The organism is Mycobacterium sp. NGS45 (assembly GCF_059812645.1).
Map to the genome: position 1 here is coordinate 128,168 of NZ_JCALDB010000012.1, position 24,168 is coordinate 152,335.

Here is a 24,168-nt window from a genome sequence, read left to right on the forward strand (position 1 = left end):
TTTCCCGAGTGGAGGCGTTAACAATTCACGGTTCACGAACCGGGCGGGTCGATCGGACGGCGATAAGCAGGGTGATCACCAGTTGAACACCGGTCAGCACGGCTAACGTGACCAGAATCGAGTTGTCGACGAACATGCGGTCCGGGACGGATGCTGCACCGGCCAGTTCCTTGAACCCGCCCAGCACGAACCCCGGGTACGCGACGCAGATCAGCGCGGTGACGAAGCCGATCGCCGAGAAGACCACCGCAACCACGCTGCCGAGACGCCACCGCAGGCCGACCGCCGCCGCCACGGCAGCTGCAATCGAGGTGAGCAAGACGATCCAGCCAGGTGCTGAATTGGTGGCGCCTTCCAGCACCGAGTTGTAGTGCGCGGCGTGCGGGCCGACAGCCCAACCAAGTCCGGTCCACTTCAGCGTGAGGCCGATCTCGTCCAGGTTGATCCAGGGTAGGAAGGTCAGCACAGCGGCGGCGATGCCGGTGAGTACTGCGCCTACGGTGAGCACCTTCTTGAACACTGGCATTCGCCTTTCGTCCCTGGTCTCTCGTGAACCGTGACTTGAGGACGCATTTCCCGAGTGAAGACGTTCACAAGTCATGGCTCACGACCCGGGCGGTCCGTCCACCCCAGCCCGGCAATTATGGCCAGAAGCCAGTCCCCGGTAAGCTGCCACACGGTGGCGTGTCCGAGCGGCCTAAGGAGCACGCCTCGAAAGCGTGTGACGGGTAACCCCCGTCCGAGGGTTCAAATCCCTCCGCCACCGCCATAAAGCCCATCGCCTGTTCTCTCAGGTGGTGGGCTTTTTCGTGGCGGGCCCTAGAGGGCACCGTTTCAGCAGAAAGCCTGCGCAATATCGTTACAACCTGTAACGATATGCTCCGTGTCCGGCATCGAGCGTGGCCGCCCGCGGGACCCGCGCGCGCAGCACGCGATCATGGCCGCCACCCGACGGCTGCTGGAACGCGACGGCTACGAACAGTTGTCCATCGAACAGATCGCGCGGGAAGCGGGTGTCAGTCGCCCGACGGTGTACCGGCGCTGGCCGTCCAAGGCGCACATCGTGTTCGACGCCGCGTTCGGTGCCGCGCAGCACGTCGAACTCCCTGATCCATCAGGCGATTTCGACTCCGCGCTGCGCAAGTTCGTACAGGCAGCGCTGCAGTTCTGGAGTGACCCGGTCGTCGAGGCCGCGGCGCTGGGGATCCTGGCCGAACGCCACCGCGACCCGGAATTGAGCATCCGGACCCAGCAGCTGCTCGACGAGCGCACCGCCTCCGGTTTCGCCGAACTGGTGCGTGCCGGCATCGCGCAGCGGGCAGTGCGCGCCGACGTCGACGTCGAGATGCTCTACCAGACCCTGATCGGCACCGCTTTCTATCTCGCCCAACGCGGTGAGGACGACCACGACGACGTCACCGACCGACTGTGCGCCCTGGTGCTCGACGGCGCCGGTCGCAACACCCGACGAAAGGGCACCCCGTCATGACCGAGACCACTCCACTGTCCCAAGCGTTCAACGAACTGCTGGACGAGGTGCGGGCCGTCGAACGCAAACTGCTCACCACCGATCCGCCGCTGGCCGAGCCCGACCTGCTCGACGGCTACCGGCTGGCGCTGAGCCTGCTGCGGGTGGCCACCGACGCCTACGTGTGGGGTGACGCCGACAACCCGATCCTGGTCGACCTGATCAGCCCCTACCTGAAATGGGGCGGCGACAATTCGGATGCCTACTATCAGCTGGCACCGGTGGATCCGGCCCGCACCTACAAGATTAGCGGAAACCGCGGCGACGCGGTCTATCTGTCCATGACGGTCTACGGCGGCCCCGGCGGCGGCGCGTACAGCAACCGGATCGTCGGCACCGTCAACGACCGCACCCTGGACTTCGACGCCGACGGCAACTTCGAATTCACCCTCGGCCCCACCAACCCCGGAAGCGGCAGCTGGCTGGAATTGACGCCGGACGCCGAGTTCGCCTTGACCCGTGACTATCTCGACGATCCGGTCACCGCCCGCCGGCCGCACTGGAAGATCGAGGCCGTGGACCGGCCGGCCCGCCGCGCCGACAGCAGCGCCGATCTGACCAAACGCCTGAACGCCGCCAAACTCTGGCTACGTGAACAGGTTTCGTTCCTGCCCACCCGGATCGACCCACCCAACCAGATCCTGGAACCGTTCCCGGTACCCGAACATGCCTACGGTTGGTCGGCCGCCGACGCCGCCTACGCCATGGGCGCCTACGCGCTGGAACCGGGCCAGGCCCTGATCGTCGAGGGCACCTCCCCGCCGTGCGCGTTCTGGAACCTGTGCCTGTGGAACCCGTTCCTGCACACCTACGACTACACCTATGAGCGGGTCACCATCAACGGTTCCCAGGTGCGCTACCAGCCGGACGGTTCCTGGCGGATCGTGATCAGCGACACCGATCCGGGTCACCCGAACTGGGTGTCGACCGCCGGCCGCGGCGCCGGGCTGATCTGGTTGCGCTGGTTCCTGCCGGACGCCACCCCACAACAACCGACCTGCCGGGTCGTCGGCATCGCCGAAGCAGGTGCGCAGTGAGCGCGCGCCCGGCGTCAATCCGCCTGCAGGACTTGGCCAATCCGAGTTATCCGCCCGAATCCCAAGCCCTGCGCGACGGGTTGGCCGGCTACGGATCCCAACTCGAACTGACCCCGGCTGCGCTGCTGGCCGCAGCGACCGAACGCACCGGCCTCACCGACGCCGAGGACCCGTGCTTCGGCGAACGCCTGGACGTGCTGTGCACCGCGCTGCGCGAGGAGGCCGGCCTGTCCGACACCGGCGTCGCGGTGGTGTTCGAACAGCTGGTCGGCAACCTGGTCAACCGATTTCGGCTGCAGGCCTTGCTGATCGAACACCCGGAGATCGAAGACGAAACCATCGACCGGCCGATCATCATCTGCGGGCTACCCCGCACCGGCACCACCCACCTGCACAACCTGCTGGCGGCCGACCCGGCGCTGCGGCACCTGCCCTACTGGGAGAGCCTGGAACCGTTCCCGGCGCCCGATGAGCAAGACCCCGAGCCGCGCCGGCAGCGCTGCGCAGCCGGGCTGGCGCTGATCGAAGCCACCATGCCGGAATTCAAACGCATGCACGACATGACCGTCGAGCACGCGCACGAGGAGATCCAGCTGTTGGCCAACGACATCTCCGGCATGCTGTTCGAAACCACCTACTACGTACCAAGTTTCGCCGAGCACTACAAGACGCATGACCAGACACCGTCCTATGCGTACCTGAAACGCAGCCTGCAGGCGCTGCAATACCTGCGCGGCGGCTCCCGGTGGGTGCTGAAGTCCCCGCAGCACCTCGAGCAGTTTCCGCTGCTGGCGAAGACCTTCCCGGACGCCACGTTCGTCGTGACCCACCGCGACCCGGTCGACGTCGTGGCCTCGATGACCACGATGATCAGCTACGCCGCCCGGATGGCCGCTGCCCGGCCCGACCCGGTCAAGCTGACCCGCTACTGGCTGGGCCGCGCCGAAGATCTGCTGAACGGATGCCTGACCGACCGCGATGCGCTGCCGGCCGACCAGTCCATCGACATCCGGTTCGACGATTTCATGTCCGACGAGGAAGGCACCCTGCGTCGCATCTACGAGCTGGCCGGCCAACCGTTTGACGACGAGGTACGCCGGGCCATGCGGGCCTTCCTCGCCGAGCACCCGCGCGGCCGGCACGGCGGGGTCGACTACGACCCGGTCGCGCTGGGCCTCGACGTCGATGAGGTCGCCAAGCGTCTGGGCGGCTACCGCGAACGGTTCTGCTGAGGACGTCGAGAACCCGGAAAACCGACGCCGCGCGCCGCAGCGGTAGCGCGCAAAGAAGCGGCTTTGCGGCGGGAAGCCGGGCCTGCGGGTATGAAGAGCGCATGGAGTTGATTTCGCCCACCGATTTGATCTTCCTCGCCGGTGAGAGCCGCGAGCATCCGATGCACGTGGGCGGGCTACAGCTCTACCAGCCGCCCGCCGACGCCGGCGCGGACTTCGTGCGCGAACTCTACGACGACGTCGTCGCCGTCACCGACATCCAACCCACCTTCCGCAAGCACCCGGCCACCGTGCTGGGCGGTATCGCCAACATCGGCTGGAGCATCGACGACGACATCGACGTCGACTACCACCTGCGTCGCTCTGCGCTGCCGCGGCCGGGCCGGGTGCGCGACCTGCTGGAGCTGACCTCCCGGCTGCACGGAACCCTGCTCGACCGGCACCGCCCGCTGTGGGAGATGCATCTGATCGAGGGACTCGACGACGGCCGGTTCGCGGTGTACTCGAAGATGCACCACTCCCTGATCGACGGGATTTCGGCGCTCAAACTGACCGAACGGTCGCTGTCCACCGACCCCGCCGACACCGAGGTGCGGGTGCCGTGGGCGCTGCCGCCCAAGAAACGCACCCGTTCGGCGCCCAGCAGCTCGGCCGCCCAGCGGTTGTGGCAGACCGCGACCGGCACCGCCGGGTCGATGGTCGGGTTGGCGCCGTCGACGCTGCTGCTGGCCCGTAAGGCGTTGCTCGAACAGCAGCTCACCCTGCCGTTCCAAGCGCCCAAGACCATGTTCAATGTCAAGATCGGCGGGGCCCGCCGGGTCGCCGCGCAATCCTGGCCGCTGGACCGGATCAAACGGGTCAAGCAGGCCTCGGCCAGCACGATCAACGACGTCATCTTGGCGATGTGCGCGGGCGCGTTGCGGGCCTACCTGATCGAGCGGGACGCGCTGCCGGAAACCCCGCTGATCGCCATGGTGCCGGTGAGTATGCGTTCGGAAGCCGACGCGCACGCCGGCGGCAATCAGGTCGGCGCGATCCTGTGCAACCTGGCCACCGACGTCGAGGATGCCGAGGTGCGCCTCGGCATCATCAGCGAGTCGATGCGCGGCAACAAGCAGGTGTTCTCCGAGTTGCCCAAGCTGCAGGCGTTGGCGCTGTCGGCGATAATGATCGCGCCGCTGGCCCTGGGTGGGGTGCCCGGCTTCGTCGGTGGCACCCCGCCGCCATTCAACATCGTGATCTCGAACGTGCCCGGGCCACGGCAACCGATGTACTTCAAGGGCGCCCGGTTGGACGGCAACTATCCGCTGTCGATTGTGCTGGACGGTCAGGCGCTCAACATCACCCTGGTCAGCAACGGCGACCAGCTCGACTTCGGGCTCACCGGCTGCCGCCGCAGCGTGCCGCACCTGCAGCGTCTGCTGGGGCACCTGGAGGATTCGCTGGCCGACCTCGAACGCGCCGTCGGCAGCTGAGCAGTGGCCAAACTCAGCGCCGGGGTGTTGTTGTTCCGTCGCGCACCCACCGGCGTCGAAGTCCTGATCGCGCACCCGGGCGGCCCGTTCTGGGCGCGCAAGGACGCCGGGGCGTGGTCCATCCCCAAGGGTGAGTACGCCGCCGACGAAGATCCGTGGCTCGCGGCCCGCCGCGAGTTCCGCGAGGAACTCGGCCTCGAGGTGCCCGACGGCGACCGGCTCGAGCTGGGGCAGGTCCGGCAAGCCGGCGGAAAGCTGGTGACGGCCTTCGCCGTCGCTGCCGACCTGGACGTGTCCGCGGCCCGCAGCAACGTCTTCGAGATGGAGTGGCCGCCGCGCTCGGGCAAGCGCGCCGAGTTCCCGGAGGTCGATCGGGTCGAGTGGCTGCCGGTCGAGCAGGCCCGGGTCAAACTGCTGGCCGGCCAGTTGCCGTTCCTGGACCGTCTGCTCGAGCAGTTGCCGGTGTCCTGAGCCGACCGGCACCGGGAACGAAAGACGGCGACGCACTCGGTCGAGTGCGTCGCCGTATCTTCTGGCTGGGATCAGGCCGGGCAGGTGACCTTGATCTCGAACGGCTTGGTCAGCGGCTGCGTCGGGTTGGCCAGGTCGACGCCGGTCGCGGTGCCGGTGATGGTGTAGGTGTCGCCGTCCTTGGTGGCGGTGGCTTCCCCGCCGGGCGCGCCCTCGGTGTACCCCAGCGCGGTGCCGTCGACGTTGCCCAGACCGACCTGGTGCACGGTGGGGCTGTCGCCCTCACTGACCTGCGCCCCGATGCCCTGGGTGGCGTTGCCGATCGCGATCTGGATCTTGCCGCCCATGTTGGTGCACACCACGTCGCCCTCGATGGCCTGGTCTTCGCCGTCGATGCTGACCCGGTTGCCGTCGATGGCGTCCTTGGCGGCGTCGGTGGCTGACGTCACCGCATCCTTGGCCTCTTCGGTTGCCGAAGTGATCTGCTCTGATGCCGATTTATCGTCGGAACAGCCGGCCAGCCCACCCACCACCAGGGCTGCACCGCCGATGGCGACAACGAGTGCACGCTTCACATCTATCTCCTTCGCCTGTGGATGATCCGCCAAGGCTGACAGACCTGAAGGGCAGTATCGTGCGCGCACGCGCGGCGGCGGGCAGAATTACCCAAACTCAGGTGTATTCAGCAGGCCACCTTGATGTCGAAGGTGGCGGTGGTGCGGAAACTGGGATTGTCGGTGGCGAATCCGTCGGCGACGCCGGTGATGGCGTAGGTCTTGCCGGTCATCCGCACCTCAGCCTCGCCGCCCAACCCACGGTTGTAGCTGCCGGTGAACGACCCGAGGTTGCGCAGCGACACCGATTCGGCGGCCAACCCCTCGGCGTTCGACACCAACGCGGTGACGCCGGCTTCCTCGTCGCCGGTGGTGATCGTGGTCAATGCCCCGGTGGTGTGGCAGTGCACCGAATGGAACTCGCCGAGGTGCTTGTCGTCGACAGTGATCACCGCAGTACCCGAGACCAAGGTCCCGGGTTGCGGCTCGGACTCTTCGGAGTCCGACGAACACCCAGCCGTCACCGCCAGCAGCGCCGCAGCGCACGTCAACATCTGAATCCGCACACCATGAATCTATCGGCGCGGCTGGGGACCCGGCCGGGATTGGTGCGATTGGTCGGCGTCGACCGCGGTTACGGGCAGGTCACCGCGATGTCGAACGGCATCGGCACCGGGTTGACCGGATCCTCGGCGGTGGTGCCGGTCCCGGTGCCGGTCAGGGTGTAGGTGTTGCCGGTCCGCGCGGCCTGCGGGGTGTCGGAGAGCCCCTCGATGTAGACCAGCGACGGTTGGTCGGAACCGGCCTCACCGATGCTGATCGACTGCACCGACGGGGCGTCGCCGTCGGTGACGACGATCGTGGTCTTGGGATCCGATTCGACAGAGATGGTGACCAGCGTGCCGTCACCCTGGCAGGTCACGTTGCTGACTTCGCTGATCTCGCGGTCCCCGAACTTGATGTGGTCGGTTCCGGTGGGTGCGGGTGCGGCCGCGGTGTCTTCACCGGCCGGCGGGGCCGCCGGGGTCGACGCGTCGGCCGGTGCGGGCGAATCGGCGTGGTGATCGGCCGAGTCATGATCGTTTGATGAGCAGGCAGCGAGGACGGCGACGGCGGCGGCGCCGATGATGAGTGCACGGTGCATGGCTCGAGTATGGCCGGTCGCCGCAACCCGCTGGCCGAACTGACCGGATGTCGGGCGGCATCTCTAGACTCGGTGCGGTGGGATCGAGTTATCGATGACTGATCCGCTCGTCGACATCGCCGCGGGTCCAACGGGCTCTGACGTGGGAGCATTCTTCGATCTGGACGGCACCCTGGTCGACGGTTTCACCCCGGTCGCGCACGCGCGGCACCGAATCCGCAACCGTCAGGCCAAGTTCGGCGAGCTGACCGGCATCGCCGAGGCGGCCGTCAGCTACCGGCTGGGCTGGGTCGAATTCGATCGGTTGCTGGTGCGGGCGGCCGGTTATCTACGCGGGGCCTCGCTGCTCGAACTCGAAGCGCTGTGTGAGGAACTGTTCCGGGACAAGGTCAGGCCCCGGATGCGCCCGCCGATGGTCAGCCTGGTCCGCGCCCACCAGGAAGCGGGTCACACCGTGGTGCTCAGTTCGTCGGCGCTCAGCATCCACGCGCAACCGGTCGCCCGCGCCCTGGACATCGCACACCTGATCTGCAACCACTTCGAGCTCGACCACCGCGGACATCTGACCGGCGGCGTCGTCGCACCCATCATCTGGGGTGCCCGCAAAGCCGACGCGGTGACGTCGTTCAGCAGTGCCGAGGGGGTGGATCTGGCGCAGAGCTACTTCTACGCCGACGGCTACGAGGACGAGGCGCTGCTGCGGGCCGTCGGCAATCCGCGGCCGGTGAACCCGCGGCCGAAGTTGGCTGCCGTCGCTGCGGCCGAGGGCTGGCCGGTGCTGCGTACCGACGGCGCCCGGCGGCGCAGGTTCGGCATCGGGTTGAATTCCTGACGTGGTCGACTTCTTCACACCGGGCGCTGACCTGCCCGGTCAGCTTGGACGCACCGGGATAATCCGCACCCCGCACGGCGACATCGAGACCCCGGCGTTCATCCCGGTCGGCACCAAGGCCACCGTCAAGGCGGTGCTGCCGGAAACGGTGGCTGCCCTTGGCGCGCAAGCAGTTCTGGCCAACGCTTACCACCTGTACCTGCAGCCGGGACCCGACGTGGTGGACGAGGCCGGCGGTCTGGGTGCGTTCATGAACTGGCCCGGGCCGACGTTCACCGACAGCGGCGGGTTCCAGGTGCTCTCGCTGGGGGCCGGGTTCCGCAAAGTGTTGGCGATGGACGCCAACCGGGTGCAGGCCGACGACATCATCGCGGCCGGCAAGGAACGGCTGGCCCGGGTCGACGACGACGGCGTCACCTTCACCTCGCACCTGGACGGCTCCACGCACCGGTTCACCCCCGAGGTGTCGATGGACATCCAGCACCACCTCGGCGCCGACATCATCTTCGCGTTCGACGAACTGACCACGCTGGTCAACACCCGCAGCTACCAGGAGTCCTCGGTGCGCCGCACGCAGGCCTGGGCGGTGCGCTGCGTGGCCGAGCATCGCCGGCTGACCCGGTCCCGCCCGGACAAACCCGCGCAGGCGTTGTTTGGTGTGGTTCAGGGCGCCCAGTACGAGGACCTGCGCCGGGAATCGGCGCGCGGCCTGGTCGGCATCCGCGACGACGACGGCGCCGGATTCGCCGGCTACGGGATCGGCGGCGCGCTGGAGAAACAGAACCTGGCCACCATCGTCGGCTGGGTGATCGACGAACTGCCCGACGACAAACCGCGGCATCTGCTGGGCATCTCCGAACCCGACGACCTGTTCGCCGCCGTCGCCGCCGGTGCGGACACCTTCGACTGCGTCTCGCCGTCCCGGGTGGCCCGCAACGCCGCGGTGTACTCGATGGACGGTCGCTACAACATCACCGGCGCCCGGTACAAACGGGACTTCACCCCGATCGATCCCGAATGCGACTGCTACACCTGCGCGCACTACACCCGGGCCTATGTGCACCACTTGTTCAAGGCCAAGGAGATGCTGGCCTCGACGCTGTGCACGATCCACAACGAGCGCTTCGTGATCCGGTTGGTCGATGACATGCGTGCCGCGATCCAGGCCGGCCGCTTCGACGATCTGCGCCAAGAGGTGCTGGGCCGCTACTACGGCAGCACGGTGCGCAGCTGACCTGCACGCCGCGCGGCGCAGGCACAATGTGACCATGACTGGTGCACCGGAGGTGGCCGCGCCTGGCGAGCTGCTGCAGCGGATGTTCGATCCGGACCTGCGATCCAACCCGTATCCGCTCTACAACCAGATTCGTGGCCTGGGGCCGGTGGCGCTACCGGAGATGAATCTGGTGGTGTTCTCGGGTTACGCCGACTGTGATGCGGTGCTGCGGCACCCGTCGTCGTCCAACGACCGGCTGAAGTCGACGGCGGCGCAGCGCGCCGTCGAGGCCGGCCAGACGGTGCGGCCGTTCGGGCCGCCCGGGTTCTTGTTCCTGGACCCGCCCGACCACACCCGGCTGCGCAAGCTGGCGCAAAAGGCGTTCGCGCCCAAGGTGGTCAAGGCGCTCGAACCCGAAATCGTCGCGTTGGTCGACGAACTGCTGGCCGAGATCGACCCGGCCGGTTTCGACGTGGTGTCCGCCCTGGCCTACCCGCTGCCGGTCGCGGTGATCTGCCGGCTGCTCGGCGTACCGCTGGAAGACGAACCGCAGTTCAGCCGGGCCTCGGCGCTGCTGGCCCAGGCGCTCGACCCGTTCAGCACCGTCACCGGTGAGACCTCCGAGGGCATCGACGAACGCATGCAGGCCGGGCACTGGCTGCGCGGCTACCTGCGGGATCTGGTCGAGCAGCGGCGCGCACAGCCGCGCCAGGACCTGATCTCCGAGCTGATCGCGGCCGAGGAGGACGGTGATCAACTCAGCGCCGAGGAGATCGTCGCGACCTGCAACCTGCTGCTGATCGCCGGGCACGAGACCACGGTGAACTTGATCGCCAATGCGGTACTGGCCATGCTGCGCGCCCCCGAATACTGGGCGGCGTTGAGCACCGACCCGTCCCGGGTGTCGGCGATCATCGAGGAAACGCTGCGCTATGACCCGCCGGTGCAACTGGTCAGCCGGTCGGCGGCCGAGGACATGCAGATCAACGACACGCAGGTGCCCAAGGGCGAGATCATGATGCTGCTGCTCGCCGGCGCGCAACGGGATCCGGCGATGTACCAGAACCCGGAGCAGTTCGACCCGAACCGTGGCGCGATCCGGCACCTGGCCTTCGGTCTGGGCCCGCACTTCTGTCTGGGCGCACCACTGGCCCGGTTGGAGGCCTCGATCGCGTTGTCGGCGTTGGCTGCTCGCTTCCCGAATGCCCGCCTCGACGGTGCGCCCAGTTACAAACCCAACGTCACCCTGCGTGGCATGACCGCCCTCCCGGTCCGCGCCTAGCCGCATCATCGACGCATGCGAATCCTGCTGATCGGTGCCGGGGGTGTGGGTTCGGCGTTCTGCGCGATCGCGGCGCGCCGCGACTTCTTCGAGCACGTGCTGGTGTGCGACCACGACCTGACCCGCGCCACCCGCGCGGCCGGTGCCGTGCAGGACGGCCGGTTCTCGGCCGCCCACCTCGACGCCGGTTCAGCCGATGCTGTGGCTGAACTCATTGCCGCGCAAGGTATTACCCATGTACTCAACGCGGTGGACCCGAGGTTCGTGCTGCCGATCTTCACCGGTGCGTTGGCCGGCGGCGCGGATTACCTGGATATGGCGATGAGTCTGTCCCGACCGCACCCCGTCCACCCCTACCGGCAGACCCACGTCAAGCTGGGCGACGAGCAGTTCGCGCTGGCCGACCAATGGGCTGCCGGCGGGCGACTGGCGCTGCTGGGTATGGGCGTCGAGCCCGGGCTGTCCGACGTCTTCGCCCGCTATGCCGCCGACCAACTGTTCAGCGACATCACCGAATTCGCGGTGCGCGACGGCGCGAACCTCACCGTGGACGGCTACGACTTCGCGCCGTCGTTCTCGATCTGGACCACCATCGAAGAGTGCCTCAACCCGCCGGTGATCTGGGAAGCCGATCGCGGCTGGTTCGTCACCGAACCGTTCAGCGAGCCCGAGGTGTTCGACTTCCCGGAAGGTATCGGTCCGGTGGAATGCGTCAACGTGGAACACGAAGAAGTGCTGCTGATTCCACGTTGGCTGGATTGTCGTCGGGTGACGTTCAAGTATGGGCTGGGCTCGGAGTTCATCGGCGCGCTGCAGACCCTGCACAAATTGGGTTTGGACCGCACCGAACCGCTGCCGGTGCCCGGACCCGACGGCACGGTGCTGGTCAGTCCGCGCGACCTGGTGGCGGCCTGCCTGCCCGATCCGGCCGGGTTGGGGCCACGGCTGCACGGCAAGACCTGCGCCGGTGTCTGGGTCACCGGAACCGGCAAGGACGGCCGGCCGCGCTCGACCTACCTGTATCACGTGGTCGACAACCAGTGGTCGATGCGCGAATACGGCCACCAGTGCGTGTTGTGGCAGACCGCGATCAACCCGGTCATCGCGTTGGAACTGCTGGCGCGCCAAACCTGGTCCGGCACCGGCGTGCTGGGCCCGGAAGCCTTCCCGGCCGAACCGTTCCTGGAGCTACTGGTGGACTACGGCTCGCCCTGGGGGCTGCAGGAATTGGCCGTCGGTTAGGTTCGAGCAGATGCCTGATTCCAGCGGCGCAGGCCGGTTCGCGCCCAGCCCGTCGGCCGATCTGCACATCGGCAATCTGCGCACCGCGGTGCTGGCCTGGCTGTTCGCCCGGCGCAGCGGGCGCCGGTTCCTGCTGCGGGTGGAAGACCTCGACGACCGCACCTCCGCCGACATCGCGGCCCGCCAACTGGCCGACCTGGCTGAGCTCGGCATCACCGCAGACGCACCGACGCAGTACCAGAGTGCGCACGCCACCCGCTACGACACCGTGATCGACGAACTGTCGGCGCGCGGACTGACCTATGAATGCTATTGCAGCAGAAAGGAAATCCAGTCCGCACCGCGCGCGCCACACGCCCCGGAGGGAGCCTATCCCGGTACCTGCCGGGAGCTGAGCGACGACGAACGCGCGCGACGCCGCGCGGCCGGTCGGCCGCCGGCCCTGCGGCTGCGCTCAGCGACCTACGAGTACACCGTCACCGACCTGCTGCACGGCAGCTACACCGGGGTGGTGGACGATCTGGTGCTGCGCCGCGGCGACGGCGTACCCGCCTACAACCTGGCGGTCGTGGTCGACGACGCCGCCACCGGTGTGGACCAGGTGGTCCGCGGCGACGACCTGCTGTCGTCGTCCCCGCGGCAGGCCTACCTGGCGAGTCTGCTCGGCTACCCGATACCGGAGTACGCGCATGTGCCGTTGGTGCTCAACGGCGACGGCAAGCGACTGGCCAAACGCGACGGCGCGGTCACGCTGGGCGAGATCGGCGTTGCGGCCGCGTTGGAACAGATCGCGGACTCGCTGGGGTACAGCAGCCACACCCTGGACGGCATGCTGACCGAATTCGATCCGGCCCGGCTGCCCCGCGAACCGTGGATCTACACCGATCCACGTTGATCCAGAATCCTGGTAGGCCGCTACTCGCACAACGCCTACCTGGGCGCTGAATCAACGCGGGCGGTGGTCAGTCGCCCAGGCCTTCAACGATGTCACCGAGTCGCGCACTGGTCGGCTGCTCCAACTGTGCGTAGGTGCAGCTGCGCGGATCCCGGTCCGGCCGCCACCGGTTGAATTGCGCCGTGTGCCGGAACCTTTCACCTTCCATGTGGTCGTAGCGCACCTCGACCACCCGTTCGGGCCGCAGCGGCACGAACGACAGGTCCTTACCGGCGTTCCACCGCGAACCCTGATTGCGCTGCGGGGTGCGTTCACCGGCCTGGTGTGCGGCCCAGTTCCACGGGTGCTCGTCGAAACCGACTACCAGCGGCTGTAATTCGGTGAACAGCGCGCGGCGTTTGGCCATCGGGAAGGCGCCGATCACGCCGACCGACGCCAGGGTGCAGTCGTCGGCGTACAAGCCGAGCAGCAGCGAACCGATGGCATCGTCTGCCGACTTGTGCACCCGGTAGCCGGCCACCACGCAGTCGGCGGTGCGTTCATGTTTCACCTTGAACATCACCCGCTTGTCCGGCTGGTAGCTGATCGACGGCGGTTTGGCGATCAGCCCGTCCAAGCCCGCGCCTTCGAACTCGTCGAACCAGCGCAGCGCCAACGCGGCATCGGTGGTGGCCGGCGTGATGTGCACCGGCGCCCGGGCGTCGGCCAGCGCCCGCTCCAGCGCGGCCCGCCGCTCACTGAACGGCCGGCCGGTGAAGTCCTCATCACCGAGGCAGAGCAGGTCGAACGCGATGAACGACGCCGGGGTCTGTTCGGCCAGCAACCGCACCCGGGATACCGCCGGGTGGATGCGCTGTTGCAGCGCTTCGAAATCCAGGCCGTGCTCGGTCGCGATGACGATCTCACCGTCGATCGCGCAGCGTGGTGGCAACTCGCTGCGCATCGCCGCCACCAGCTCGGGGAAGTAGCGGGTCAGCGGCCGCTCGTTGCGGCTGCCCAACTCGACGTCGTCGTGATCCCGAAAACAGATCGAGCGGAACCCGTCCCATTTCGGTTCGTAGATCAGATCCGGCGGGATCGATGCCACCGGCTTGGCCAGCATCGGGGAGACCGGTGGCATCACGGGGAGCTGCATCCTCCCATTGTGCCGCGCCGCGCAAGGGGCGCCGCGGAACCGGCTGCGCGCAGCAACTCCGATGGTCTACCCTGGCGATCACGCCCACCACGTCTGGAGACGCGCTAATGGCAAGTCCGGCAACCGAAATCGACGTCGAGGGAATCAAGGTCCGAGTCACCAGCCCGGACAAGCCGTTCTTTCCGAAGCTGGGCGCCGACGGCACCAAGGGCAAGCTGATCGACTACTACCGCACGGTCGCACCCGGTCCGATGTTGGCACAACTGCGGGATCGCCCGACGCACCTGCAGCGGTTCCCGGACGGGATCGACGGCGAAGAGGTCTATCAGAAGCGGATGCCGCAGAAGCGGCCCGAGTACCTGCACACCTGCCAGATCACGTTCCCGTCCGGGCGCACCGCGGACGCGTTGCTGGTGGACCATCCCGCCGCGGTGGTGTGGGCCGCCCAGATGGGCACCGTCACGTTGCATCCGTGGCCGGTGCGCTGCCCGGACACCGAGCATCCCGACGAGCTGCGCATCGACCTGGACCCGCAGCCCGGCACCGGTTTCGCCGAGGCCCGCCGGGTGGCCGTCGACGTGCTCGAACCGCTGCTCGACGATCTCGGTCTGGTCGGCTACCCGAAAACCTCCGGCGGCCGCGGCATCCACGTCTACCTGCGGATCAGCACCGACTGGGACTTCATCGCGGTGCGCCGGGCCGGCATTGCGCTGGCCCGCGAACTGGAACGGCGAGCCCCGGAGTTGGTGACCGCGTCGTGGTGGAAGGAGGAACGCGGTCAGCGGATCTTCGTCGACTACAACCAGAACGCCCGGGACCGCACCATGGCCTCACCGTATTCGGTGCGACGCACCCAGATCGCCACCGTGTCGATGCCGCTGGCCTGGTCGGATCTGCCCGACGCCGACCCCGATGACTTCACCATGCTGACGGTGCCGGACCTGATCGCCGAACGTGAGGATCCGTGGGCCGACATCGACACGAACCGGCAGTCACTGCAGCCGCTGCTGGACCTGGCCGCCGCCGATGAGGAACGCGGGCTCGGGGACCTGCCGTATCCGCCGAACTATCCGAAGATGCCCGGTGAGCCGCCACGCGTGCAGCCCAGCAAGAAGGTGGCGGCGCACTGGGACGAGGACGGCAATCCCAAATAGCGCTGGTCGCTAGTCCCGGGGTCCGGTTTCGGCGGCGCCGAGACTGGCCGCCAGCGCGGTGCGGCCACGGATGCCGAGCTTGCGGTAAACCCGGCTCAGGGTGGCTTCGACGGTCTTCGGGCTGACGAACAATGTGGCGGCCACTTCCTTGTTGGTCATCCCGCTGACCACCAGTTCGGCCACCCGCTGCTCGGCCGCGGTGAGTTCACCACGACTCCAGCGGATGGTGACCCGGTCCAGTTCGGTGCGCGCCCGCTGCTCCCACAACGCCGCACCGAGTTGTTCGAACATCTCCGCGGCGCGGCGCAGCGTGTCGGCGGCTCCGCGCCGGCGTGCCCGGTGCTGCAGCTGCCCCAGCAGCAGTTTGGTCCGCGCGGTCTCGAACGGCAGTTCCAGTTCGCGCTGTAGCGCGAGAGCCTGCTCGGCTGAGCGCAGGGCGGCGTCGAGTTCGCCTTCGGCGGCCAGGATCATGGCCCGGCAACGCGCCGTCACCGCGTGCCGCCAGGGGCCGCCCAGGCGGGCCAAGTCTGCTTCCAATGCTGCCAGCAACGGCCGGGCTTCGGCGCTGCGGCCCAGTGTGGTCAACGCTTCGACCGCACCGGGATGAAGAATGCGGTCATCATCTCGGTGAACGGGTGCGCGTTGAAGGTGGTGATCACCGGTTCCAGCACATCGGCGGCCGCCTGGTAGTCGCGCAGTGAAACCTCCAGCAGGCCAAGGGTCTTGGCGGGCACCTCGGTCATCCGCTGGGAGCCGCACCGGGCCGCGGCGGTCAGCGCGGTGGCCACGTCGGCGCGGGTCTCGGCCTCGTTCCCCAGGTGCGCATGGACGTACCCGCGCACGGTGTAGCCGATGATGCGGGTGTGTTCGCCGCCGAGCTGTTCGGCGCGCTCGATACATTCGTCCGCCAGGCGCAAGGCTTCGGCGAAGTGGCCGCGCCACACCGCGATCATGGTGGAATGCCCGGACACGAAGATCATGTCGCTCTCCGCGCCGCGGTCGGCACAGCGTTGCCGTACCCGCGCCATCTTGGCTGTGGCTTCGGACAGCCGTCCGGTCCAGGTCAACACCAGGACTTCATTGGCCCGGGCGCGGAACGGAATTGGCGTCTCGGCGGCGACGTCCTCGTATTCCAGGGCGCGCTGCAGCGCCTCCTGGTCGAAGCCCAGCCCGTAACTGCCCGACACGATCGCCCAGTTGGCCAGGGCCTGGCTCAGCAGCGCGGGCGCACCCTGTGACTCGGCGAGTTGCACTGCGGTCCGGGCGTGGTCGATGGCCGCATCGAACCTCGCGGCATTGCCCTCGGCGAACGACAGCGGCAGCAGGATCTGGACTTTCAGCGCGTCCAACCCCTCTGCGTCGGCCAACGCCGCTTGCAGTAGTTCTGCGGCCTCCAGGTAGCTGTCGCCGTAGATGTACATGGCGCCCAAAGCCATCCGCACCATGGCGCGCAGGGTCCCGGGCCGCAGACTCGACGACAACGGCGTCAGCAACTCGGTGGCGCGTTGGTGCGCCCCGGCGCGAATGTGGTGGTCGGCCAGCATCAGCGTACGGACCGGCGAATCATCGCCCAATCCGATTGCCAATTCCAGCAATTCGGCGGCCGCAGCCGGGGCGCCCCGACTCCGGGCGTCCAGCGCGGCGGCGTCCAGCGCCGCGATGGTGGTGGGGTCCGGCCCGGTGGAAGCCAGCGCCAGATGTCGGGCCTTCAGCTCGGGTTGGGTCTTGACCTCGGCGTAGGCCCGGTGCAATTGCCGACGTTCACTGGCGGTGGCGGCCTGGTAGATGCCCTCGGACAACAGCGGGTGGGCGAAACGGATCCGGGCTCGGGAGACCGTCACCACCTCGTGCCGCTCGGCGGTGTCCAGCGCTTCGGCCACCTGCTCAACCGGTTGATCCAGCACCTTGGACACCAGGTCGAGGGTTGGGTTGACCGCGACCGCGGCGGCCAGCAACACCCGGCGCACGCCCGGGTCCAGCTGTTCGACGCGGTTGCGCACCAACTCCGACAGCGAGGCCGGCAGCGCGGGTTCGCGGCCGAGGTCGCCGTCGGACAGGGACCGGCCCAACTCGAGTGCGTAGAAGGGGTTGCCGCCGGAGGACCGGGCGATCCGCGCCATCAGCGGTCGCGGAAACGAGCGCCCCAACTCGGCGGTGAGGATCGCGTGCAGCGCGCCCAAGCTCATCGGGCCCACCCGGTGGCGGCGCACCGCATTCGGTGTACCCAGGTTCAGCCAGCCCGAGGCCCGGCCGGGCTCGCAGCGTTCGGTGGCCAGCACCGCGACCGGGCCCTGCAGGCGACGCAACGCGAAGGTCAGGACGATGCGACTGGACTCGTCGAGCCACTGGATGTCGTCGAGGGCGATCAGAACCGGGGTGGAGCGTGCGCAGCTCTCGATCACCGCGAGCAGAGCGGCCCCGGTCACCCGATAGTCGGTGTCGAGGCCGGGATCGGTGTGACGCAGCAGCACCCGGTCCAGTGCGACCCGCTGCACCTCCGGCAGGCTCGCCAGCACCTCCGCATCGACGTCGCGCAGCAGATCGGAGACCACCGCGAAGGCCAACAGCGACTCGGTCGGGCTGGCGGCCGCGCCGAGCACCAGAAACCCGTCGGCGCGCGCCCGCGCCATGGCGTCGAGCAGCACCGTGGTCTTGCCGATACCGGCTTCGCCTTCGAGGCCCAGGCCGGCCGGCTTGCTCCGGGCAGCGTCGAGCAAGCTCAGGACGGCACGCGTCGTCGCCGCGCGAACCACCCTGTCCGGCATGCCCCTGAACCCCCGTGCGTAACCCCATGTCCGGCAGTCAGCAAAATGCGTGCTGGCCGGCTCTGCCGGCCGCTGCATACTCGATGGTACGGGGTGGGCAAACCCTAAGTTGTAGGGGAATCCCTGATGCTTTGCCGGTGCGGACGCCCTTACGGTCAGGTCCGTGCTCACATCGGTGCCGGCTACCCAACGGTGCTGCTACCTGGCCGAATGGTATCGACCCGACCTGGGGCAGGTATCTGTCGACGAGATCGAGCGGCAACTGGGCGACCTCGACGGCATGAAGTTGCTGCTACTGGTGGCGGTGCCGGCCGACGATGTGCTGTACGGAGTGTTTGACGCCGAGGCCAATTCGGCGGCAACCATCACCGCGGCCTGTGGCGCCGCTGGGTTCGCCGTTCAGCGGTTGACCTACGGCGTGGACACCCGGCTGTGCGGTGCACTCGCCCAAAGCCACTAGCGAATGTCGGGGGTAGGCCGGGTCTCCGGAGGGGAGGGACCCGGCCTCTCCCGTTTGCGGGCATCGTTGCCCGGCCGGGAGCGACGACGTCAGCTGACCGGGCCGGGCACCAGCGTCACCTTGGCGGCGTAGCTCTGCCCGAACCGGTCGGTGAATGTGACGTCGATGACGTCGCCGGGATAGCGCTGATCCAGCAGCGAGGTCAGCGCGTTGGCCGAGTTGATCGGCGTGCCGTCGATCGCGACGATGACGTCGCCGACCCGCAGTCCGGCCTGGTCGGCCGGGCCGCCGGGCAGGATGGTCCGGATCGGCAGCCCTCGGCTGCCGCTCGGGGCGGCGGCGTTGATGCCGACGCCGAGCATGGCCGACGGGCCGATGTGCACGCTGGGTGAGGCCGCGCCGGCCCGGATCTGGTCGGCGATCACCAGGGCCTGGTTGATCGGTACCGCGTAGCCCTGGCCGGCCGGCACCGACTCACCGTCGATGCGGAAGTTCAAGGTGGCTGCGGCGTTCATGCCGATCACTTGCCCGGCGGAGTTGGCCAGCGCGCCGCCCGAGTCGCCGGAGCGCAGGTTGGTCGAGGACTCGATCAGCCCGTCGAGTTCATGCGAACTGCCGGTCAGACCGTCCTCGGCGCTGATGCTCTGGTCCAGGGCCACCACGGTGCCCTGCTCGTGGGTGAACGGTTGCCCGGTGCCGTTGGCGTTGCCCAGCGTGATCACCGGGTCGCCGACGGCGACGGTGTCGGAATTACCCAGCGGCGCCACCGGCAGCCCGGCCGCTCCGCGTAACCGCAGCAGCGCGACGTCGTTGCCGCGGTCGTAGCCGATCGGGTCGGCGTCGAAGACCTGCCCGACGGCCGGGACGGCCACCCGAATCGAGTTGGCGCCCTGCACCACGTGATGGTTGGTCAGGATCTCGCCGTCCGGGGTCAGCACGATGCCCGCGCCGTTGCCGACCACACCCTGGAAGTCCACGATCGTGCTGATCTGCACCAGGCCGGGTTCGACCCGGTCGACCACGGTGTCGGCATCCAGCGGCGCGGCGTGCGCGGGCGTCGCCGTGGCCAAAGCCAGCAGGGCGGCCGCGAGCAGGCTCGGTAGCCAGCGTGGCGCGCGGCGACGACTTCGGTTCGCGTTCATTACCTGCCTCTCGGCCCAGCAGATGCTTTCGTTACCCGACCATCTTGCCGGAACCGGCAGGTCAGGGGTGGGGTGGGTGATCTGCGTTACAGCCCGGGCCGGTTCAGCTGCGTTTGCCCCGGCGGTTGCGCAACCCCACCTGTGCGGGCTCGCGGTCCGGCTCGGCGGCGAATGGCTCAGCGGCCGAGGATTCGGTGATCTCGTGATCGCCGTCGTCGTCGTCGGCGGAGGTCTCGGCGACCTCGGTGTCGTCGGCGTCATCATCGCCGTCGTCCTCGGACGCGCCGTCCGCGCGCGGCAGGTAGGCGCCCGGATCGATCGGCTTGGGCGGCGGCGGCGGCAACTCGGCGGCGAAGGCCAGGTAGAACGCGGCCGCACCGATCAGCGCCAGCACCGCGGCGCCGGCGTAGATCGCGAACAGCCAGTGGCCGTACTCATCGAGCGGCAACCAGATCTCAGCGACCGCGACACCGGTGATCACCACGCCGGCCAGCAACTGGCCGAGCACCGAACAGACCCGCAGCGTCAGGGCCAGTCGCGGGGTGCCGGAGTCTGGGCGCCGGGCCAGGCGCAGGTTGAACCACACCGGCAGGGCGGTCAGCAGCAGCAGCGCACCGGTGACCACCCGCATGCTGCTGCCCACGGCTGACCCGTAGGCACCGGACAGTTCGCCCCAGCGCGGCAGCACGAAGACGAAGAACAGCACCGAGACGATCAGGACGGACAGCGCGTGCCAGGTGGTTGCGATGCCACGCCGCATGCCGCTCCTTCGCAGGGGATGTATGTGGTTCTGGGGTGCCGGTCCGCTTCGCTGGCGTGTGCGCCACCGGGACCGGCACCCCAGACCGAGTGCGGAGGATGCGGGATTTGAACCCGCGAGGGCTATTAACCCAACCCGCGTTCCAGGCGAGCGCCATAGGCCACTAGGCGAATCCTCCGTCGGCAATGGTAACCGAGGATGCCGGGGAGGCCAGAATCGCTGCCCCGAACCCATCGGGGATACACTCGCCCGTGGACCCCGCGCGGCGTCTACCCTGTGAACTCCCCCAGGGCCGGAAGGCAGCAAGGGTCAACGGGCTCTAGCGGGTGCGCGGGGTCCCCCAATTCTTCTGAAAGCGGCTGGTGAAAGGCCCTGACGTGTCGTTCTTCTCCCTGGGCCGCGCGGAACTGCAGGCTGAGCATGAGCAGCAGTTGCGCAACTATGCCGATCTGCAGGCCAAGAACCTCAAGCTGGACCTGACCCGCGGTAAGCCGTCCCCCGAGCAACTCGACCTGTCCAATGGTCTGTTGGCGCTGCCGGGAACTGCCCCGGATGCCTGGCGCGACCCGGACGGCACCGACACCCGCAACTACGGCGGGCTGCACGGACTACCCGCACTGCGGCAGATCTTCGGTGAGTTGCTCGGCATCCCGGTGCAGAACTTGATCGCCGGCAACAACGCCAGCCTGGAGATGATGCACGACTGCGTGGTGTTCTCGCTGCTGCACGGCGGGGTGGACTCCACCCGGCCGTGGATCGCCGATCTGCACGACGGCACCGGGGTGAAGTTCTTGTGTCCGTCGCCCGGCTATGACCGGCACTTCGCGATCACCGAGACCGTGGGCATCGAGATGATCCCGGTGCCGATGCTCGACGAGGGCCCCGACGTCGACCTGATCGAAGAGTTGGTGGCGGCCGATCCGGCGATCAAGGGCATGTGGTGCGTACCGGTGTTCGCCAACCCGACCGGCACCACCTACTCCTGGGAGACGGTTCGCCGGCTGGTCCAAATGCGCACGGCGGCAAGTGATTTCCGCCTGTTCTGGGACAACGCCTACATGGTGCACACGTTGACCCGCGAGTTCCCGCAACAGGTCGACGTGCTGGGCCTGGCCGCCGCGGCCGGCAACCCGAACCGGCCGTACGTGTTCGCCTCGACCTCGAAGGTCACCTTCGCCGGTGCCGGCGTCAGCTTCTTCGGCGGCTCGCTGGGCAACATCGCCTGGTATCTGCAGTACGTCGGCAAGAAGACGATCGGACCGGACAAGGTCAACCAGTTGCGGCACCTGAACTTCTTCGGCGACGCCGACGGTGTGCGGTTGCACATGCAGCGCCACCAAGAGCTGCTGGCCCCGAAGTTCGCCCTGGTGGGCGAGCTGCTCGAAGATCGGCTCGGTGCCTCGAAGGTGGCGTCCTGGACCGATCCCAAGGGCGGCTACTTCGTCAGCATGGACGTGCTGCCCGGGACCGCGCGGCGCACGGTGGCGTTGGCGAAGGAGGCCGGCATCGCGGTGACCGAGGCCGGGGCGTCGTTCCCGTATCGCAAGGATCCACAGGACCAGAACATCCGGATCGCGCCGTCGTTCCCGTCGCTGCCCGATCTGCGCGACGCCATCGACGGGCTGGCCACCTGCACCCTGCTGGCTGCCACCGAGTCGCTGCTGGAACGGCAGTGACGGCGTCCGCACGTGTCAGGCGGAGTGGGTAGCCTGCTTCCGTGGCTCTCTACCGCAAGTACCGACCGGCGTCTTTCGCCGAAGTAGTGGGGCAAGAGCACGTCACCGCGCCGCTGTGCACGGCCCTGGCGGCCGGTCGGATCAACCACGCCTATCTGTTCTCCGGCCCACGTGGTTGCGGAAAGACCTCCTCGGCGCGCATCCTGGCCCGCTCGCTGAACTGTGCACAGGGACCGACCGCCGACCCGTGCGGGACCTGCGACTCCTGTGTGGCGCTGGCCCCGAACGGACCCGGCAACGTCGACGTCGTCGAACTCGACGCGGCCAGTCACGGCGGCGTCGACGACACCCGCGAACTGCGTGACCGCGCGTTCTACGCGCCGGCCCAGTCCCGGTACCGGATCTTCATCATCGACGAAGCGCACATGGTCACCACTGCGGGCTTCAACGCGCTGCTCAAGATCGTCGAGGAACCGCCCGAGCATCTGATCTTCGTGTTCGCCACCACCGAGCCGGAGAAGGTGCTGCCGACCATCCGGTCGCGTACCCATCACTATCCGTTCCGGCTGCTGCCACCGCGCACCATGCGCACCCTGATCGAGAAGATCATCGCGTCCGAAGACGTCAACGTCGATGATGCGGTGTACCCCTTGGTGATTCGCGCCGGCGGTGGTTCGCCGCGGGACACCCTGTCGGTGCTGGACCAGTTGCTGGCCGGCGCCGAGGACAACCACGTCGGGTATCAGCGAGCACTGGCGCTGCTCGGCGCCACCGACCTCGCGCTGATCGACGACGCCATCGAGGCGCTGGCCGCCGGTGACGCGGCGGCGCTGTTCGGTGCCATCGAATCGGTGATCGACGCCGGGCATGATCCGCGCCGGTTCGCCACCGACCTGCTGGAGCGGATCCGCGACCTGATCGTGTTGCAAGCGGTCCCGGATGCCGCCGCACGCGGTGTGGTGGACGCGCCCGAGGACGAACTGGACAAGATGCGCGATCAGGCCGGCCGGATCGGCACCGCCACCTTGACCCGGTACGCCGAGGTGGTGCACGCCGGGCTCGGCGAGATGCGCGGTGCCACCGCACCGCGCCTGCTGCTCGAGGTGGTGTGCGCGCGGTTGCTGCTGCCGTCGGCCAGCGACACCGAAGCCGCACTGCTGCAACGCGTCGAACGCATCGAAACCCGGCTGGACATGTCGATTCCGGGCGCCGGCGGTGCCGGTGGACCCGCCGCGGCCAAGCAATTCACCCGACGGTCCGAGGCGGCACCTGCTCAGGCTGTGCCGGCTGTCGCTCCCGCGCAGGCTGCACCGTCGGAGGCGCCCGCTGTGCCGCCGGCTGCTCAACCCGCCGCGCCTGCCGAGCCCGTTGAGCCCGCCGCGCGGCCCGCTGCGCCCGCCGAGCCCGTCCCGCCCGTCGCGCGGCCTGCCGAGCCCGCTGCGCCCGCCGCGCGGCCCGCTGAGCCCGCCGCGCCGGAACCGGCCCCGGAGCCCACCCCGACGCCACCCGCCCCGCCGGCCCGACCCAGGTGGGAACCGCCCGCGGCCCCGGTTCGGCCCGCTGCGGTGGCCCCGGAGCCGGCCGCACCGCCACCGCCGCCCGCGCCCGCCGCACCTGCAGCACCCGCGCCGGCCCCGGCGGCCGGACAGCCCGACGCGGCCGCGGTCCGCAGCATGTGGACCACGGTGCGGGAAAAGGTGCGATTGCGCAGCCGCACCACCGAGGTGATGTTGACCGGCGCCACCGTGCGCGCCGTCGAGGACAACACGCTGCACCTGATCCACGAATCGGCGCCCCTGGCCCGTCGGCTCTCCGAGCAGCGCAACGCCGAGGTGATCTCGGAGGCGCTCAAGGATGCCCTCGGCGTGAACTGGCGGGTGCGGTGTGAACACGGGGCTCCCGGTGCGGCCCCGGCCGCGCCGACGTCGTCGTCGGGACCGGCCGAAGATCCGCAGCTGGCCGCCGAACGCGCCGAACAGGCCCGGGTGGCCGCGCAGCGCGCCGAAGAGGACCGGCTGATGGCCGAGGCGGCGTCCGAGGAAGCCGATCCGGGTCCGCGTCGAGACCCGGAGGAAGTGGCGCTCGAGCTACTGCAGAACGAGCTCGGCGCCCGCAAAATCGACGGCTAGCCAAGCGATTTCGGTGCGCGCAGGGGCGCTGAGCGCACC

The 24,168-nt window shown here is 68.5% G+C and carries 23 protein-coding genes, 2 tRNA genes and 1 other RNA gene; 16 read left to right on the forward strand and 10 right to left on the reverse strand.

All coding sequences use genetic code 11. The features are described from left to right. Nucleotides 1-25 precede the first annotated feature (25 nt). On the reverse strand, nt 26-526 hold the full coding sequence (locus AC5Y3P_RS13235; protein ID WP_500046354.1) for a hypothetical protein: 501 nt from the start codon (nt 524-526) through the stop codon (nt 26-28). Nucleotides 527-678: 152 nt separating this feature from the next. Here AC5Y3P_RS13235 and AC5Y3P_RS13240 point away from each other — a divergent pair. The 6 genes from AC5Y3P_RS13240 to AC5Y3P_RS13265 all read left to right on the forward strand — a co-directional run bounded on the left by AC5Y3P_RS13240 (nt 679) and on the right by AC5Y3P_RS13265 (nt 5,743). Continuing rightward, nucleotides 679-769 (forward strand) — tRNA-Ser (locus AC5Y3P_RS13240). 114 nt (nt 770-883) lie between these two features. Next, nucleotides 884-1,489 (forward strand): TetR/AcrR family transcriptional regulator, encoded by a 606-nt coding sequence (locus AC5Y3P_RS13245; protein WP_500046355.1) that lies wholly within the window; start codon nt 884-886, stop codon nt 1,487-1,489. Then, complete coding sequence (locus AC5Y3P_RS13250; RefSeq protein WP_500046356.1) at nt 1,486-2,565, forward strand: DUF1214 domain-containing protein; 1,080 nt, start codon at nt 1,486-1,488, stop codon at nt 2,563-2,565. Before AC5Y3P_RS13245 ends, AC5Y3P_RS13250 begins: the two co-directional genes overlap by 4 nt. Further along, on the forward strand, nt 2,562-3,797 hold the full coding sequence (locus tag AC5Y3P_RS13255) for a sulfotransferase family protein (RefSeq protein ID WP_500046357.1): 1,236 nt from the start codon (nt 2,562-2,564) through the stop codon (nt 3,795-3,797). Before AC5Y3P_RS13250 ends, AC5Y3P_RS13255 begins: the two co-directional genes overlap by 4 nt. A 101-nt stretch (nt 3,798-3,898) precedes the next feature. Next, entirely contained in the window at nt 3,899-5,272 is a 1,374-nt protein-coding gene (locus AC5Y3P_RS13260; RefSeq protein ID WP_500046358.1) for a WS/DGAT/MGAT family O-acyltransferase, read from the forward strand. A gap of 3 nt (nt 5,273-5,275) precedes the next feature. Further along, a complete protein-coding gene (locus AC5Y3P_RS13265; protein WP_500046359.1) occupies nt 5,276-5,743 on the forward strand; it encodes an NUDIX hydrolase in 468 nt (155 codons plus the stop codon). 71 nt (nt 5,744-5,814) lie between these two features. Here the strand turns inward: AC5Y3P_RS13265 and AC5Y3P_RS13270 are convergent, their stop codons facing one another. From AC5Y3P_RS13270 to AC5Y3P_RS13280, 3 genes are all read right to left on the reverse strand, one after another. After that, entirely contained in the window at nt 5,815-6,318 is a 504-nt protein-coding gene (locus AC5Y3P_RS13270) for a lipoprotein LpqH (RefSeq protein ID WP_500046360.1), read from the reverse strand. A gap of 107 nt (nt 6,319-6,425) precedes the next feature. After that, nucleotides 6,426-6,863, reverse strand: coding sequence for a lipoprotein LpqH (locus AC5Y3P_RS13275; RefSeq protein ID WP_500046361.1), 438 nt, complete (start codon nt 6,861-6,863; stop codon nt 6,426-6,428). Nucleotides 6,864-6,931: 68 nt separating this feature from the next. Next, nucleotides 6,932-7,441 (reverse strand): lipoprotein LpqH, encoded by a 510-nt coding sequence (locus tag AC5Y3P_RS13280; protein ID WP_500046362.1) that lies wholly within the window; start codon nt 7,439-7,441, stop codon nt 6,932-6,934. A gap of 94 nt (nt 7,442-7,535) precedes the next feature. Here AC5Y3P_RS13280 and AC5Y3P_RS13285 point away from each other — a divergent pair, with 94 nt between their 5' ends. Genes AC5Y3P_RS13285 through gluQRS form a run of 5 tightly spaced genes read left to right on the forward strand, consistent with a single transcriptional unit; the run spans nt 7,536 to nt 12,908 of the window. Beyond that, complete coding sequence (locus AC5Y3P_RS13285; RefSeq protein ID WP_500046363.1) at nt 7,536-8,273, forward strand: HAD family hydrolase; 738 nt, start codon at nt 7,536-7,538, stop codon at nt 8,271-8,273. Between the two features lies 1 nt (nt 8,274). Beyond that, entirely contained in the window at nt 8,275-9,507 is a 1,233-nt protein-coding gene (gene tgt / locus AC5Y3P_RS13290; RefSeq protein ID WP_500046364.1) for a tRNA guanosine(34) transglycosylase Tgt, read from the forward strand. 34 nt (nt 9,508-9,541) lie between these two features. Continuing rightward, nucleotides 9,542-10,771 carry a cytochrome P450 gene (locus tag AC5Y3P_RS13295; RefSeq protein ID WP_500046365.1) on the forward strand — a complete coding sequence of 410 codons (1,230 nt, stop codon included), beginning with the start codon at nt 9,542-9,544 and terminating at the stop codon, nt 10,769-10,771. 15 nt (nt 10,772-10,786) lie between these two features. Continuing rightward, entirely contained in the window at nt 10,787-12,013 is a 1,227-nt protein-coding gene (locus tag AC5Y3P_RS13300; RefSeq protein WP_500046366.1) for a saccharopine dehydrogenase family protein, read from the forward strand. A gap of 10 nt (nt 12,014-12,023) precedes the next feature. Further along, nucleotides 12,024-12,908 carry a tRNA glutamyl-Q(34) synthetase GluQRS gene (gluQRS, locus tag AC5Y3P_RS13305; RefSeq protein WP_500046367.1) on the forward strand — a complete coding sequence of 295 codons (885 nt, stop codon included), beginning with the start codon at nt 12,024-12,026 and terminating at the stop codon, nt 12,906-12,908. Between the two features lie 67 nt (nt 12,909-12,975). Here gluQRS and AC5Y3P_RS13310 read toward each other — a convergent pair whose 3' ends face one another. Then, complete coding sequence (locus AC5Y3P_RS13310; RefSeq protein ID WP_500046368.1) at nt 12,976-14,043, reverse strand: ATP-dependent DNA ligase; 1,068 nt, start codon at nt 14,041-14,043, stop codon at nt 12,976-12,978. A gap of 107 nt (nt 14,044-14,150) precedes the next feature. Between AC5Y3P_RS13310 and ligD the strand changes: the two genes are divergently transcribed. Next, nucleotides 14,151-15,197 carry a non-homologous end-joining DNA ligase gene (ligD, locus tag AC5Y3P_RS13315; protein ID WP_500046369.1) on the forward strand — a complete coding sequence of 349 codons (1,047 nt, stop codon included), beginning with the start codon at nt 14,151-14,153 and terminating at the stop codon, nt 15,195-15,197. A gap of 9 nt (nt 15,198-15,206) precedes the next feature. Here ligD and AC5Y3P_RS13320 read toward each other — a convergent pair whose 3' ends face one another. Beyond that, nucleotides 15,207-15,782 (reverse strand): LuxR C-terminal-related transcriptional regulator, encoded by a 576-nt coding sequence (locus AC5Y3P_RS13320; protein ID WP_500046370.1) that lies wholly within the window; start codon nt 15,780-15,782, stop codon nt 15,207-15,209. Then, nucleotides 15,779-17,962: an ATP-binding protein gene (locus AC5Y3P_RS13325; RefSeq protein WP_500046371.1), complete on the reverse strand. Its 2,184-nt coding sequence runs from the start codon at nt 17,960-17,962 to the stop codon at nt 15,779-15,781. The genes AC5Y3P_RS13320 and AC5Y3P_RS13325 overlap by 4 nt, the downstream gene beginning before the upstream one ends. A gap of 163 nt (nt 17,963-18,125) precedes the next feature. On the opposite strand from AC5Y3P_RS13325, the gene AC5Y3P_RS13330 reads away from it, so the two are divergent. Beyond that, a complete protein-coding gene (locus tag AC5Y3P_RS13330) occupies nt 18,126-18,422 on the forward strand; it encodes a hypothetical protein (RefSeq protein WP_500046372.1) in 297 nt (98 codons plus the stop codon). A gap of 89 nt (nt 18,423-18,511) precedes the next feature. Here the strand turns inward: AC5Y3P_RS13330 and AC5Y3P_RS13335 are convergent, their stop codons facing one another. The 3 genes from AC5Y3P_RS13335 to AC5Y3P_RS13345 all read right to left on the reverse strand — a co-directional run bounded on the left by AC5Y3P_RS13335 (nt 18,512) and on the right by AC5Y3P_RS13345 (nt 20,502). After that, nucleotides 18,512-19,564 (reverse strand): S1C family serine protease, encoded by a 1,053-nt coding sequence (locus tag AC5Y3P_RS13335; protein WP_500046373.1) that lies wholly within the window; start codon nt 19,562-19,564, stop codon nt 18,512-18,514. 103 nt (nt 19,565-19,667) lie between these two features. Then, on the reverse strand, nt 19,668-20,324 hold the full coding sequence (gene lucA, locus AC5Y3P_RS13340) for a lipid uptake coordinator LucA (RefSeq protein ID WP_500046374.1): 657 nt from the start codon (nt 20,322-20,324) through the stop codon (nt 19,668-19,670). Between the two features lie 92 nt (nt 20,325-20,416). Next, a tRNA-Ser gene (locus AC5Y3P_RS13345) sits at nt 20,417-20,502 on the reverse strand. 72 nt (nt 20,503-20,574) lie between these two features. Here AC5Y3P_RS13345 and ffs point away from each other — a divergent pair. The 3 genes from ffs (at nt 20,575) to AC5Y3P_RS13360 (ending at nt 24,129) form a co-directional block, all read left to right on the forward strand. Next, nucleotides 20,575-20,669, forward strand: an RNA gene (gene ffs / locus AC5Y3P_RS13350) — signal recognition particle sRNA small type. 32 nt (nt 20,670-20,701) lie between these two features. After that, nucleotides 20,702-22,000, forward strand: a complete 1,299-nt coding sequence (locus AC5Y3P_RS13355) for an aspartate aminotransferase type Ic (RefSeq protein WP_500046375.1) — start codon at nt 20,702-20,704, stop codon at nt 21,998-22,000. A 41-nt stretch (nt 22,001-22,041) separates the two neighbouring features. Continuing rightward, complete coding sequence (locus AC5Y3P_RS13360) at nt 22,042-24,129, forward strand: DNA polymerase III subunits gamma/tau (protein WP_500046376.1); 2,088 nt, start codon at nt 22,042-22,044, stop codon at nt 24,127-24,129. The last annotated feature ends 39 nt before the right edge of the window (nt 24,130-24,168 follow it).

Bases quoted from the DNA above. Each gene is read 5' to 3' on its own strand.
- lucA (WP_500046374.1), bottom strand. From the start codon at position 20,324: ATGCGGCGTGGCATCGCAACCACCTGGCACGCGCTGTCCGTCCTGATC.
- AC5Y3P_RS13250 (WP_500046356.1), top strand. From the start codon at position 1,486: ATGACCGAGACCACTCCACTGTCCCAAGCGTTCAACGAACTGCTGGAC.
- AC5Y3P_RS13295 (WP_500046365.1), top strand. From the start codon at position 9,542: ATGACTGGTGCACCGGAGGTGGCCGCGCCTGGCGAGCTGCTGCAGCGG.
- AC5Y3P_RS13285 (WP_500046363.1), top strand. From the start codon at position 7,536: ATGACTGATCCGCTCGTCGACATCGCCGCGGGTCCAACGGGCTCTGAC.
- gluQRS (WP_500046367.1), top strand. From the start codon at position 12,024: ATGCCTGATTCCAGCGGCGCAGGCCGGTTCGCGCCCAGCCCGTCGGCC.
- AC5Y3P_RS13325 (WP_500046371.1), bottom strand. From the start codon at position 17,962: ATGCCGGACAGGGTGGTTCGCGCGGCGACGACGCGTGCCGTCCTGAGC.
- AC5Y3P_RS13280 (WP_500046362.1), bottom strand. From the start codon at position 7,441: ATGCACCGTGCACTCATCATCGGCGCCGCCGCCGTCGCCGTCCTCGCT.
- AC5Y3P_RS13310 (WP_500046368.1), bottom strand. From the start codon at position 14,043: ATGCAGCTCCCCGTGATGCCACCGGTCTCCCCGATGCTGGCCAAGCCG.
- AC5Y3P_RS13235 (WP_500046354.1), bottom strand. From the start codon at position 526: ATGCCAGTGTTCAAGAAGGTGCTCACCGTAGGCGCAGTACTCACCGGC.
- AC5Y3P_RS13300 (WP_500046366.1), top strand. From the start codon at position 10,787: ATGCGAATCCTGCTGATCGGTGCCGGGGGTGTGGGTTCGGCGTTCTGC.
- AC5Y3P_RS13260 (WP_500046358.1), top strand. From the start codon at position 3,899: ATGGAGTTGATTTCGCCCACCGATTTGATCTTCCTCGCCGGTGAGAGC.
- ligD (WP_500046369.1), top strand. From the start codon at position 14,151: ATGGCAAGTCCGGCAACCGAAATCGACGTCGAGGGAATCAAGGTCCGA.
- AC5Y3P_RS13335 (WP_500046373.1), bottom strand. From the start codon at position 19,564: ATGAACGCGAACCGAAGTCGTCGCCGCGCGCCACGCTGGCTACCGAGC.